Genomic DNA, 12,951 nt, shown 5'->3' with positions numbered 1-12,951 from the left:
GGGGGCTCGCTGCCGCGTGTCTCTGAGAAGATGTCGGGATGGTCGGCCACGGAGGGACCGGAGGGCCCGGAGCAGTGAAACGCATCGGAGTGACGGGCCACCGGGACATCCCCGCCGAGGCCCACGCGCATATCGAGGCCGCCATCAGGACCGCGCTCCGCGGCCATACGGGCTCCCTGCGCGCACTCTCCAGCCTGGCGGCGGGCGCGGACCAGCTCTTCGCCTGCCTCGCGCTGGACCGCGGCGCCGAGCTGACCGTGGTCATTCCCAGTGGTGACTACGAGGACGGTTTCGACGACCCGGAGGAGCTGGCCGGCTATCTGCGTCTGAAGAACCGGGCCACGCTGGAGGTCCGGATGGCCTTCCCGCACTCCACCGACGAGGCCTACTACGCGGCGGGCACCTATATCGCCGACAACTGCGACCGTCTGCTGGCGGTCTGGGACGGCCGTCCGGCCCGCGGCCTCGGCGGCACCGGCGACATCGTGCGGTACGCGCGCGAGCGCGGAAAGCCGGTGACGGTGATCTGGTGCGAGGGCGTCGAGCGCACTTAACCCCTCACGGGACCCGCCCGCGTCCACCGACGGCGCGGTCCCTCGCTCAACTCCCACAACCTCTCTCTCAACTCCGGTGGCGGACAAGCCAGTCGGTGTGCTGTGGCGAGACGATCCGCTCGGTCTCGTACACGGCGTTCGCCCACTGCTCCTCGGTGACCATCGTCTCCATCGCCGTATGCATCGCCGCCAGGTCCTCCTCGACCAACGAGTGTGCGGAGATGAGGGGTTGATGGCGCCGTATCTCGCTCCACGCCAGACAGGCGGCGGCGGACGCCGAGAGCAGACCCAGCACGGCCGAGGACTCCGTCACCGAGAAGGCCCGCAGCGCCGTCAGCAGGAGCGCCAGCAGGGTGAGCAGGACAATGGTGGCCGACCAGAGCGTGGTGGCGTGGCGCGAGACCACCGTCCGGCGGTGATACCAGTTCCGCTGCTCGATCAGCCGGTCCCTGACATAGGTCTCCTTGCGGACGCTGAACGGTTTCTCGCGCAGCGTCCGCATGGGAGCCGTTATCAGCTCACCGGCCGGTCCCGGCCCGCCGTCCGTGCCGTCCCGTGGATCCTGCCAGCCGACCTTCCGCAGCTCTCCGAGCCCCGCCTCCATCCGGACGGCGAACAGGCCCGCGGCGTCCGCGGCGCCGGAGTCGAAGGGCGCGCCGTGCACCGCGTACCGCCAGGAGAGCGATTTGATGAACTCCGCTGCGGAGCGGTTGAGTTGCCAATGCGACGTTGCTCTGTGGCCGGCCGACCGGAAGGTGAGCAGAAGTACGCCCGCGTAGGCCAACGCGCCGAGAGCGCTGACGACTTGGAACGAACCTCCCAGCCTTGCCTGCCAGGGCAGTGAGGCCGGTACGGCGCCCAGGACCAGCAGCAGCAACTGGAGGCGGGTCGCGTTGACTGCCTTCCGCTGCCGCGCGATGGCGAGCGCGTCCGCGTGATGGAAGAGAACCGGCAGATCAGCGTTGTGGAAGACCATGCTGTGCAGTGGTCCGCGTAACTCGGCCATGCGCGCCCCCGTCTGCTGTTTTGTTGTCACTCGATCGATGGAATGGTGCGTTCCGCGCCGCGTCGTGAATTCCCGGCAACGCTTCTGTCTCGGCGTCATGTGCCGAGTTGCCGCGAGAGTTCATGAGAGTAAAGTCGAGCCGCTGACACTGCAACGGTGCCGTGTCTCCTGTTCGGACAACATGATCAAGGACGGCCGTCGTGACTTATCAGACCTCTGTCACCTTCGCCACTGCGAAGAAGAACCGGGTTCCCCTCGCGGAGATCGATGTGCGCGACGCCGAGGTCGCCAAGAAGCTCGGACGCGTGCTGCCCATGCCCAGCCACCGCACCGCGCGCGTGTCGAGCTTCAACTCCGCACTCTGAAGCGCCTCCAGGAGCCTCATCCAGCACCACGGACGTCGCCTTCCGGGCGGCGGTACCGTTGTCGAAACACACTCTAGACTGGCGTAATGACAGGACCGCTGGTCCCATTTCGCGAGATCGTTCTGAAGGTCCACAGCAGGTGTGATCTTGCGTGTGACCACTGCTATATCTACGAACACGCCGATCAGAGCTGGCGCACCCGCCCCAAGACAATCTCTGACGAAGCGATTTTATGGACGGCTCTGCGACTGGCAGAGCATGCCAAGACCCATGACCTGCCCTCCGTGTCAGTGATCCTGCACGGAGGGGAGCCACTGCTGGCGGGCATCGCACGGCTGCGACGCGTCTGCGAGGAGCTGACCAGGGCCCTCGACGGAGTCGCCGAACTCGATCTCCGGATCCACACCAACGGGCTCCAGCTCTCGACCCGCCATCTCGACCTCTTCGACGAGTTCGACGTCAAGGTGGGCATCTCGCTCGACGGCGACCGGGCGGCCAATGACCGCCACCGCCGCTTCGCGGACGGCCGCAGCAGCCATCCACTGGTCCTCAGGGCCGTCGGACTGCTCCGCCAGGACCGCTACCGCCATCTCGATCTCGGGCTGCTGTGCACCGTCGACGCGGCCAACGATCCGGTCGCGGTGTACGACGCGCTGGCCGCGCTCGATCCGCCGCGGATCGACTTCCTGCTGCCGCACGCCACCTGGGACGCGCCGCCGCCGCGCCCGGACGGTTCGCCCACCGCCTACGCCGACTGGCTGCTCGCGGTCTTCGACCGCTGGGACGAGCGGGGCCGCCGGATGCCCGTACGGCTCTTCGAGTCGGTGCTCTCCACTCTCTCCGGGGGCCCGAGTCTCACCGAGTCACTGGGACTCGCGCCCACCGATCTGGTCGTCGTGGAGACCGACGGCACACTGGAGCAGGCCGACTCGCTCAAGAGCGCCTACGACGGCGCGGCCGCCACCGGCTTCGACGTCTTCTCGCACGCCTTCGACGAGGTCGCCGCCCATCCCGGTGTACGAGCACGTCAGCTCGGGCTCGGCGGCGTCGCGGAGACCTGCCGGCGGTGCCCGGTCGTACGCTCCTGCGGCGGCGGGCTCTACACGCACCGCTACCGGTCGGCGCCCGGTGCGGACGGCACCACCGAAGGCGGCTTCGACAACACCTCGGTCTACTGCGCCGACCTGGAGGCGCTGATCCGCGGTGTCGAATCCCGTACGGCCGCCGCGAGCACCTCGCCCGCCGTCACGGACACCGGCGAACTGCTGGTGGCCCAGCAGGACCTGACCCGCGCGCTGCTGGCCGGCCTGCACAGCGAACTCGCGGGCAGAGGCGGCGAGGCCTGGCAGGAGGCATGGGAGCTGGCGGGCGTGGTCGAGGCGCGCTCCGACGGGCTCGACGAGGTGCTCGCCCACCCCTACACCCGCACCTGGCTGATCGATGCCGTGGCCGCGCTGCGCCAGGAGCGTCCCGGCGCGCTCGCCGCCGCGCGCGGACTGTCGTCGTATGTGGCCGCCGCGGTCGTCCGAGGCGGGCTGGACCTGCCCGTACGGGTCCGCTGGCGGGACGGCGCGCTCCGGCTGCCCACCCTCGGCGAACTGCGCCTCGGCGGTCCCCAGGAGAGCGGAGAGGCCGAGGTGCGCAGCGCCGGGAACGGCTTCCTGGTGCGTACCGGCACGACGGAGCGGCTGGTCCCACGCCGCGGCGAGGCCACCTCGCACTGGCGTCCCGTGCGCGGGCTCGTCCTGGCCGGGTCGCCCGCTCTCGCACTCGACGACCTCGACCCGTACCGCGACTGCTACGGCGCGCCCGTCCATCCCGGACTCGGCCCCGACGCGGCCGCCGAGTGGAGCGGCCGGCTGGCCGCGGCCTGGAGGCTGCTCGGTGCCGCCGTGCCCGAGCAGGCCTCGGCGGCGGCCGAGTCGCTGTCCACACTGACGCCGCTGCTCTCCGCCGGACCCGAGGTGGGCGGACACGGCTACGGCGCGCTGGGCGTGCCCGTACGCGGCGGCGCAGAAGAGCTGGCGCGCGCGCTGCTGCGCGGCTTCCGCCGGGCCAGGCTGCGGGCGCTGACCGAGGTCACCGACCTGTACGCGCGGGACGGCGAGTGGAGCCGGCCCGCGCCCTGGCGCGAGGCACCGGTCCCGGTGTCGGAACTGCTGGCGGGGACGTACGAGCGGGTGGGGCTGGCGGCGTACGACCCGGCGTACCGGGACCATGCCCGCCGGGCCCTGGACACACTGGAGAACGCGGCCGAACTGACCGTCAGCGGGAAGAGCCTGCTGGCGGCGCTGCGGAAGGAGGCCGACCATGGCTGAGAACGAGACCGGGACCAGAGCCGCGAGCACGGACGCGCTGACGCGTGATCTCGCGGCGCTGGGAGTCACACCCGGGACGACACTGCTCGTCCACGCGTCCCTGAGCGGCACCGGACTGGACGCAGACGACCTGCGCACCGCGCTGCTCACGGCGCTGGGAGACGAGGGCACCCTGGTCGTCCCGGCCTTCACCGAGGAGAACTCCGACACCTCCTCGGCCCATCTCGCGCGCATCCGGGGGATGACCCGCCGCCAGGCGGCGGCCTTCCGGGCACGGATGCCGGCCTTCGACGCGGAGACCACACCGTGTGAGGGAATGGGCCGGCTGGCCGAGTCCGTGCGGACCCATCCCGGAGCCGTACGCAGCGCGCATCCGCAGACGTCCTTCGCGGCCGTCGGACGCCGGGCGCACGAGCTGATGGCCGGCCATCCGCTGCACAGTCATCTCGGCGAGGACTCGCCGCTGGGCGCTCTCGTCAGGGCCGATGCCCGGGTGCTGATGGTCCATGTCGGTTTCGCCGCCTGCACCGCTTTCCATTTCGCCGAATACAAGCGCGCCGCGCCGCCGCGGTCCTATCGCTGTGTGGTGAAAGCGCCTGACGGAAGTCCGCGGTGGGTCGAATATGAGGATGTCGCTCTCGACGACAGCGATTTCGAATCGATCGGCGCCGCGTTCCCGTGGGGCGTGGAGCAGAAGGGACAACTGGGAGGAACATCCGCGAGGCTGTTCCCGATCAAGGCCGCCGTCGCCCACGCGGAGAGCTGGATGACCGAAAAGCGGCGCTGATTGACCGAACGTCATGGGAGGGAGCGGGCTCAGCTCCGGAATGATTGATTGGCTCGCGTCCGCGTCGATCGCGGAGGCGAGTGCTCACACAGGACGGGGGTCGTGTGTACGCGTCACCGCAGCAGCGAGCGGCTGACCATCGGCCGTATTTCTTCTTGAGTTATGCGCACACACCGAGGAACGGTGTGGGAGGACCCGACCCGGACATGTGGGTCGAGCGGCTCTTCCGGGATCTGTGCGGCCATGTGATGGCCATGACGGACCTGCCGGCCGGGGCCCAGGCCGGCTTCATCGACCGGGAGATACGCTCCGGCGAGGGCTGGTCGGAACGGCTCGGCGAAGTGCTGGCCACCTGCCGGGTGTTCGTGCCGCTGTTCTCGCCGCGCTACTTCGCCAGCGAGATGTGCGGCAAGGAGTGGTACGCCTTCGCCCAGCGCGTCATCTGGGAGCAGGCCAAGAACAACCGCACGGCGGAGGCGATCGTCCCCGCGCTCTGGGTGCCGGTGCCGCCGCAGCAACTGCCCGGTCCCGCCGAGCGGCTCCAGTTCAATCACCGGGACTTCGGAGACCGCTATGTCACCGACGGGCTCTACGGCCTGATCAAGCTCCGGGTGTTCGCCGAGGAGTACGAGCGGGCGGTCTACGAACTCGCCAAACGCATCGTCAGTGTCGCCGACACGGCCGCCGTCGGCCCCGGCCGTCCCGTCGACTACCGGCAGGCGCCCAGCGCCTTCGGCGCGAACGGCGGGCCGCGTCCGATGCAGGTCACCGTGGCCGCTCCCACCCGGCACGATCTGCCGGAGGGCCGGGAGGCCCACTACTACGGCAGCATGGCCCAGGACTGGAATCCCTATCACCCGGACTCCGCACGGCCGCTGGCGTATGTCGCCAGGGATCTGGTGCGCTCTCTCAACTACCAGGCCGACATCATCTCGTTCGACGAGGTGTCCGTACCGCACGAAGGCAAACAGGCACCCACCCGGCCGGAGATCCTGCTCGTCGACCGCTGGGCCCTGCGCGACGACGAACAGCGCGAGCGGCTCGCCCAGTTCGACGCCGAGCACCGGCCCTGGGTGAGCGTTGTCGTGCCGTGGAACCGCGAGGACCGGCAGAGCCGGGCGGCCGACGCCGAGCTGAGCGACCAGCTTGAGCGGACCATGCCGAAGAAGATGGGCCAGGGCCGCGCCGCCTGCCGGGCCGCCGCCAAAGGAGTGCCCAGCATGGAGGCGTTCGGTCAGATCCTGCCGCAGGTGGTGGAGGCGGCGGCCCAGCAGTATCTGAGACACGCGGCGGCCTATCCACCGGCCGGCGGCGGCCACACGGAACGCCCGCGGCTGCGCGGCCCGATGGCCGCCGACTACGCGACGACGCACTACATACCCGAGACGCACGACCTGGCGCCCGATGCGGAGGACACGGATGACAGAACGTCGTGACGGACGCATCGTCACCTTCTACTCGTACAAGGGAGGCACGGGCCGCACCATGGCCCTGGCCAACACCGCCTGGATTCTCGCCGCCAACGGACAGCGGGTCCTGGCCGTCGACTGGGATCTGGAGGCACCGGGCCTGCACCGGTTCTTCCATCCCTTTCTCGACCCCTCCACCCTCGGCGCCACCACCGGTGTCATCGATCTGATCACCGAGTACGCCTGGGCCGCGACCAGCCCCGTGGAGCGTCCCGGCGACTGGCACCGCGACTACGCGCGGATCCAGCCGCACGCCGTCTCTCTCACTCCGGAGCCGCTGGGCTGGGAATTCCCGGCCGGCGGCACGCTCGACTTCGTCTCCGCCGGCAAGCAGAACCGCGAATACTCCGCGACGGTCTCCACCTTCGACTGGGACAACTTCTACGACCGGCTCGGCGGCGGCCATTTCTTCGACGCCCTGCGCGACGACATGAAGGCCCACTACGACTACGTCCTCATCGACAGCCGGACGGGCCTGAGCGACATCGCCGACATCTGCACGGTCCATCTGCCCGATGTCCTCGTCGACTGCTTCACCCTCAGCGACCAGTCCATCGACGGCGCCGCCGCGGTGGCCCGCCAGATCGACGAGCGCTACGGCGGCCGCGGCATCCGGATCTTCCCGGTGCCGATGCGCATCGACGAGGGCGAGAAGGAGAAGGCCGACGCCGGACGGGCCCTGGCACGGCTGAAGTTCGACCGCTTTCCCGGCGGGCTCACCGGAGAGGGACTCACCGCCTACTGGGGCGCGGTGGAGATTCCGTACCGTCCCTACTACGCCTACGAGGAGACGCTGGCGACCTTCGGCGACGAGGCCGGACTGAGCAATTCCCTGCTCTCCGCCTTCGAACGGCTGACCAGCTATGTCACCGACGGCGCCATCACCTCGATGCCTCAGGTCGGCGAAGAGATCAGGCTGCGGATCAGGGACGCGTTCACCCGCCGCCGTCCCGCGCTGCCCGCCGATCTCTTCCTCAGCTATGTGGCCGAGAACCGGATGTGGGCCGACTGGATCGAATCGGTGCTCACACGGGCCGGCTTCCGGGTCGTGCCACGCGATGTCTCCGCCGGCCCGGAGACCGCCGGCGCGCGGCGCACCGGGGCCGGCGCCGCCGAGAACGCCGCGCGTACGGTCGTGCTGCTCTCCAGCGCGTATCTCAAGTCCGCGCGGGCCGTGGAGGTATGGGCACGCGCCGCCTCCGAGGAACCCGGCGGCGGCCGGCGCCATCTGCTGCCGCTGCGCGTCGGTGACGTCCGGCTCACCACGCCCTATATCGACCGCAACCCGGTGGACCTGTTCCGGCTGGACGAGGTGCACGCCACCACCGCGCTGCTGCGCGCGCTGGACCGGCCCGTACAGCTCAGCGACGCGGTCTCGCCGGGCCCGCGCTTTCCCGGCACCGTCCCGAAGATCTGGAACGCGCCCGCCCGCAACGCCGGCTTCACCGGCCGCTCCCTCGTGCTGGAGCGGATGCGCGACCAGCTCGGCGGCGGAATGGCCGTGGTGCTGCCGCAGCCGCAGACCCTGTACGGGCTCGGCGGTATCGGCAAGACGCAGGTGGCGCTGGAGTATGTGCACCGTTTCATGGCCGACTACGACCTGGTCTGGTGGATCTCGTCCGAGCAGACCGCCGATGTGGTGGCCGGCCTCGCCGAACTGGCTGTACGGCTCGGGGCGCAGGGCGGCGACGACATGGCGGCCGCCTCGCAGGAGGCGGTCGATCTGCTGCGGCGCGGAATACCGTCCTCGCGCTGGCTGCTCGTCTTCGACAACGCGGACGACCCCGCGCAGCTCCAGCGGTTCTTCCCGCCGGGCGGTCCCGGCCATGTCCTGGTGACCTCCCGCAACCAGAGCTGGTCGCAGTACGGCGACGCGCTGCCCGTCGATGTCTTCCTGCGTGAGGAGTCCGTCGAACATCTCCAGCGGCGCGCGCCGGGGCTGAGCGCCCAGGACGCCGACAAGGTGGCCACCGCCGTGGGCGATCTGCCGCTCGCCGTCGAACAGGCCGCCGCCTGGATCGCGGAGACCGCCACTCCCGTCGCCGACTATCTGGACCAGCTCGCGCGGCAGGCCCCCAGTGTGCTGGCCCTCAACCAGCCCGTGGGCTATCCGGAGCCGGTGGCCGCGACCTGGAACATCTCCATCGAGCGGCTCAAGGAACGCTCACCCGCCGCCGTACGGCTGCTCCAGCTCTGCGCCTTCTTCGCGCCCGAGCCGATCTCCGCGAACCTCCTCTACAGCAAGGAGATGATCGAGGCGCTCAAGCCGTACGACGTCTCGCTCCAGGAGACCCTGGTCCTCGGCCGGGTCATCCGGGAGATCGGCCGGTTCGCGCTGGCCAAGGTGGACCAGGTCGGCAACAGCATCCAGGTGCACCGGCTGGTCCAGGCGATCATCCGGGCCCAGCTCACCGAGGAGGAGCAGATGGACGCCCGGCACGCGGTCCACCGCATCCTCGCGGGCGCCCGTCCCGATGGTGACGAACCGATCGACAACCCCGCCACCTGGGAGAGGTTCAACACGATCTGGCCGCACCTCACACCGTCCGAGGCCAGCCTCTGCCGACGGCCGGAGACCCGCCGGCTGATGATCGACCGAGTGCGCTATCTGTGGAAGCGCGGCGACTGGCCGGCCGCCTCCGAGCTCGCCGGCGAACTGCGCGAAAGCTGGCGGGAGAAGCTCGGCAACGACGATCCGCAGTATCTGTATCTGCGCTTCCATCTCTCCAACATCCTCCGCTCACAGGGCCGTTACGTGGAGGCGCGGGAGCTGGACGAGGAGACCCTGGCGCGCCAGCGCGTGGTCCTGGGGCCGTCCCATCCGCATACGTACATGACCACCAGCGGTCTCGCCATGGACCTCGGCACACTCGGTGAGTACGGCAAGGCGATGGACCTGGCGACGGAGGCGCACGAAGGCTTCAGCGGGATCTTCCACGAGTCCCATCCGAGGACACTCGCGGCCGCCAACAACCGGGCGCTGAATCTGCGGATGGTCGGCCGCTACGCGCAGGCACGCGAGATGGACCAGGACGTCTTCGACCGGCGGACCGAGGTGCTCGGCCCGGGACATCCGTACACCCTCTCCTCGGCCACCAGCCTGGCGCGCGATCTGCGGGAGATCGGCCGGTACGAGGACTCGGTCGCGCTGCTCACCCGCACCTACGCCCTCTACAAGGAACAGATGGGACGGGCCTTTCCCGGCACTCTGGCCGCGGCCAAGAGCCTCGCCGTGTCGCTGCGCAGGGCCGGCCTGCTGGAGGACGCCCGGCGGCTGACCACGGCCACCCGCAACCGCTACCGCGCCAAGTACGGCGCCGACGCCAACCCGGACTCGCTCGCCTGCGATCTGAATCTGGCGGCCGACCACTTCGCCGCGGGCGAGCCGGTGGCGGCGCGGGATCTGGCGCAGGAGGTCGTCGACCAGTACACGCGGGTCCCGGGGGAGCGGCATCCGTACACTCTCGCCGCGATCAACAACCTCGGTATCTACCACTGGGGCTGCGGCGGCCCGGAGCTGGCGGAGCAACTGCTCCAGGACGCGCTGCGGACCATGCGGGAGGTGCTCGGGGACGAGCATCCGCACACCCTTTTCTGTACGGTCAACCTCGCCAACGCCAAGGTGGACCTGGGCGAGCTGGACGAGGCGCTGGCCATCGAGCGGGACGCTGTCGCCGGACTGCGCGCGGTGCTGGGCGCGCACCATCCGGAGGTGCTCGCCGTCGTCTCCAACATGTGTGTGACGCTCGGCGCGCTGGGCCGCAAGGACGAGGCGGCGCGGCTGCGCGCGGAGACCGCCGGAGAGCTGACGCGGCTGCTCGGCGAGGATCACGCGCTGACCCGGCTGGCGCGCGACGAGCGGAGGGCCCACCGCGATCTGGAGCCAATGGCGGTGTGAGACCGGCCGGCCGCGCACGGCGGGGACAGCCCTTAGCCCGTGTCTGACCAGGCACTACTAGTCGTCGATCAGCCAGGTGAGGATCCGCGGGAGGGCGCGCAGCGCGTCGAAGTGCGCGGCGGCCGGTTCCAGGACGGCCGTCGCGCCCGGGATGCGTGCCGCGAGCCAGCGGGAGTGGCCGACCGGTGAGAAGACGTCCTTCTCGCCGTGCCACAGCAGTACGGGCCCCTGGATGTCGGCGGGATCGAAACCCCAGGGGCTGCAGAAGGCGAGGGCGTCGTCGATCCAGCCGTACGCGGAACTCCGCAGCGCCTCCTGGTAGTTGCGCAGCAGCATGGTCCTGACGCCGGCGTCGGAGACCACCACGCGGTCGGAGTCGGTCAGCTCCCTGCGCAGATCGTCCAGCAGCCGTACCGGGTCCTTTCTGATCGCGTCCGCGCGCGGAGTGAGCCGGGCGGCGACGCCGTCCGGGTCCACGGACGCGGTGGTGTACTCCCGGACATTGGAGGCCGCCATGCCCTCGAACCAGTCGAGCCCGGCGGCGTCCCGGGGCGCGAGCGTGACCAGCGCGGCGGTCCGGGTCACCCGGTCGGGCATCAGCGCGGCGCAGGCCAGTGCGTGCGGGGCGCCGCCCGAGCGGCCCGCGACGGCGAACCGCTCCAGGCCGAGGGCGTCGGCGATCGTCCTGACGTCCTGGGCCACATCGGCCACGCTGCGTCCCTGGAGCCGGTCTGAACCGCCGTATCCCGGACGGTCGTAGGCGATGAGCTGCATCCCTCGCTGGTACAGCACCATGCCGCGCGGAGCGGGTCCCAGCCTGCTGCCCGGTGTGCCGTGCAGCAGGAAGACCGGTCTGCCGCGTGGGTCTCCCAGACGCTCCACCATCAGATGCCGCCCGTCCGCCGCGCGCACCCGACGTCGCACCCGTGCCCCTTTCTTCGTACGTACCCGGTGCGGGCACCGTGTCCCTGCATTCCCCGTCGGTGTACTGATCACCCATCGAGGGCCGTTGACGGTGCGGACGCCGGTCCGTCGAGGGCGAATTCAAGACAGGACTAGTCCTCACCCGCTGATGACGTGGTGATTGCTCCAGGTGTTCGCGAATGGAACCGATCCTGGCCGTGGCGGAGCGGCCGGCGGTGCCGGGCGCGGCGTACTCGCCGTACGGGCGTCCTGAAGTCGACCTTGTGTGCTCCCGGCCGGTCTCGGAATAGTGGGCGCCTCATCCTCCGTGCCAGGACACCCCACATGCCCTGACACGGCCCCCACAGGAGGTTGACGTTGCAGCACAGGCGTGTGTCCAAAAAGCGGGCGACGGCGGCAGGCGGTGCCGTACTCGCCCTGGCGGTCGCGGGTATCACCTTCCAGACTGCGAACGCGAGTGAGGGAACACCTCAGTTCACGGTCAAGTCGCTGACGGCGACGGCGGCCGGAAACCTCGCATCCACCCTCGACGAGAAGCTGGGCGGTGACACGGCCGGCTCGTACTACGACGCCAAGACCAGGGCGCTCGTGGTGAATGTCGTCGACGAGCGGGCGGCCGAGGCCATACGCCAGGCGGGCGGCAGGGCCAGACTGGTCGAGAACTCCCTCACCGAGCTCAGGAGCGCCCGGGCGGTCCTCACCGACAGGGCGACCGTGCCGGGGACGTCCTGGGTCGTCGACCCGGTGTCCAACAAGGTGGTCGTCACGGCCGACCGTACGGTCAAGGGCGAGGCGTGGAACAAGCTCAGCGGCGTGGTGAAGGAGCTCGGCGACAAGGCCGAGCTCAGGAAGACGGCGGGAGAGTTCAAGCCCTTCGTCTCGGGCGGCGACGCCATCACGGGCAGCGGCGGACGCTGCTCGCTCGGCTTCAACGTGGTCAAGGGCGGCGAGCCGTACTTCCTGACCGCCGGGCACTGCACGGAGGCCATCCAGACCTGGTCCGACGCGCAGGGCACCGAGATCGGGACGAACGAGGGCTCCAGCTTCCCGGACAACGACTACGGCCTGGTCAGGTACACCGCGGATGTGCCGCATCCCAGTGAGGTCGACCTCTATGACGGCAGCTCGCAGCCGATCACTCAGGCGGGCGACGCGACCGTCGGCCAGACGGTGACCCGCAGCGGCTCGACCACCCAGGTGCACAGCGGCCAGGTCACCGGGCTCGACGCCACCGTGAACTACGGCGGCGGCGACATCGTCAACGGACTCATCCAGACGACGGTCTGCGCCGAGCCCGGCGACAGCGGAGGCTCGCTCTTCGCGGGCGGCACCGCGCTCGGGCTGACCTCGGGCGGCAGCGGCGACTGCTCCTCGGGCGGTGAGACGTTCTTCCAGCCCGCGACGGAGGCGCTCGCCGCGTTCGGTGCCCAGATCGGCTGACCGGCTGACCGGCTGACCGGCTGACCGGCCGGCTGTCCGGCCCAGGCTGCCTTCCGGAGCCCGGCCCACCACTGGTGGGCCGGGCTCTGCCGGTTCCGGGAGCTCACCGGGCCGGTGCGAAGAGGGCGCCACGGCTTTCGCACGAACGTTCGAAAGTTGGTCTATGGTGGAGACGGGGGAGGTGAGAACG

At 70.2% G+C, this 12,951-nt stretch carries 9 protein-coding genes; 7 read left to right on the top strand and 2 right to left on the bottom strand.

Annotation, left to right across the window (positions count from 1 at the left end; translation table 11 throughout):
* Positions 1-74: 74 nt before the first annotated feature.
* On the top strand, positions 75-554 hold the full coding sequence (locus PV679_RS08185; RefSeq protein ID WP_319679397.1) for a hypothetical protein: 480 nt from the start codon (positions 75-77) through the stop codon (positions 552-554).
* A 67-nt stretch (positions 555-621) separates the two neighbouring features.
* Here the strand turns inward: PV679_RS08185 and PV679_RS08180 are convergent, their stop codons facing one another.
* A complete protein-coding gene (locus tag PV679_RS08180; RefSeq protein ID WP_319679457.1) occupies positions 622-1,530 on the bottom strand; it encodes a DUF4231 domain-containing protein in 909 nt (302 codons plus the stop codon).
* Positions 1,531-1,760: 230 nt separating this feature from the next.
* On the opposite strand from PV679_RS08180, the gene PV679_RS08175 reads away from it, so the two are divergent.
* The 5 genes from PV679_RS08175 to fxsT all read left to right on the top strand — a co-directional run bounded on the left by PV679_RS08175 (position 1,761) and on the right by fxsT (position 10,397).
* Positions 1,761-1,925 carry an FXSXX-COOH protein gene (locus tag PV679_RS08175; RefSeq protein ID WP_319679396.1) on the top strand — a complete coding sequence of 55 codons (165 nt, stop codon included), beginning with the start codon at positions 1,761-1,763 and terminating at the stop codon, positions 1,923-1,925.
* 86 nt (positions 1,926-2,011) lie between these two features.
* A complete protein-coding gene (fxsBH, locus tag PV679_RS08170) occupies positions 2,012-4,243 on the top strand; it encodes a radical SAM/SPASM protein FxsBH, inactivated beta-hydroxylase extension form (RefSeq protein ID WP_319679395.1) in 2,232 nt (743 codons plus the stop codon).
* Positions 4,236-5,030: an AAC(3) family N-acetyltransferase gene (locus PV679_RS08165; RefSeq protein ID WP_319679394.1), complete on the top strand. Its 795-nt coding sequence runs from the start codon at positions 4,236-4,238 to the stop codon at positions 5,028-5,030. Before fxsBH ends, PV679_RS08165 begins: the two co-directional genes overlap by 8 nt.
* Before the next feature lie 80 nt (positions 5,031-5,110).
* Positions 5,111-6,466, top strand: a complete 1,356-nt coding sequence (gene fsxC, locus PV679_RS08160) for an FxsC protein (RefSeq protein ID WP_319679393.1) — start codon at positions 5,111-5,113, stop codon at positions 6,464-6,466.
* Positions 6,450-10,397 carry an FxSxx-COOH system tetratricopeptide repeat protein gene (fxsT, locus tag PV679_RS08155; protein ID WP_319679392.1) on the top strand — a complete coding sequence of 1,316 codons (3,948 nt, stop codon included), beginning with the start codon at positions 6,450-6,452 and terminating at the stop codon, positions 10,395-10,397. The genes fsxC and fxsT overlap by 17 nt, the downstream gene beginning before the upstream one ends.
* A gap of 57 nt (positions 10,398-10,454) precedes the next feature.
* On the opposite strand, the gene PV679_RS08150 is transcribed toward fxsT, so the two are convergent.
* Complete coding sequence (locus PV679_RS08150) at positions 10,455-11,321, bottom strand: alpha/beta fold hydrolase (protein WP_319679391.1); 867 nt, start codon at positions 11,319-11,321, stop codon at positions 10,455-10,457.
* Positions 11,322-11,678: 357 nt separating this feature from the next.
* Here PV679_RS08150 and PV679_RS08145 point away from each other — a divergent pair, with 357 nt between their 5' ends.
* Complete coding sequence (locus PV679_RS08145; RefSeq protein ID WP_319679390.1) at positions 11,679-12,761, top strand: S1 family peptidase; 1,083 nt, start codon at positions 11,679-11,681, stop codon at positions 12,759-12,761.
* Positions 12,762-12,951 lie beyond the last annotated feature (190 nt).

This window comes from Streptomyces sp. AK02-01A, from assembly GCF_033795305.1.
Classification (GTDB): Bacteria; Actinomycetota; Actinomycetes; order Streptomycetales; family Streptomycetaceae; genus Streptomyces.
This window is presented reverse-complemented; position numbering and strand designations above follow the sequence as displayed.

Bases quoted from the DNA above. Each gene is read 5' to 3' on its own strand.
- fxsT (WP_319679392.1), top strand. From the start codon at position 6,450: ATGACAGAACGTCGTGACGGACGCATCGTCACCTTCTACTCGTACAAG.
- fxsBH (WP_319679395.1), top strand. From the start codon at position 2,012: ATGACAGGACCGCTGGTCCCATTTCGCGAGATCGTTCTGAAGGTCCAC.
- PV679_RS08180 (WP_319679457.1), bottom strand. From the start codon at position 1,530: ATGGTCTTCCACAACGCTGATCTGCCGGTTCTCTTCCATCACGCGGAC.
- PV679_RS08165 (WP_319679394.1), top strand. From the start codon at position 4,236: ATGGCTGAGAACGAGACCGGGACCAGAGCCGCGAGCACGGACGCGCTG.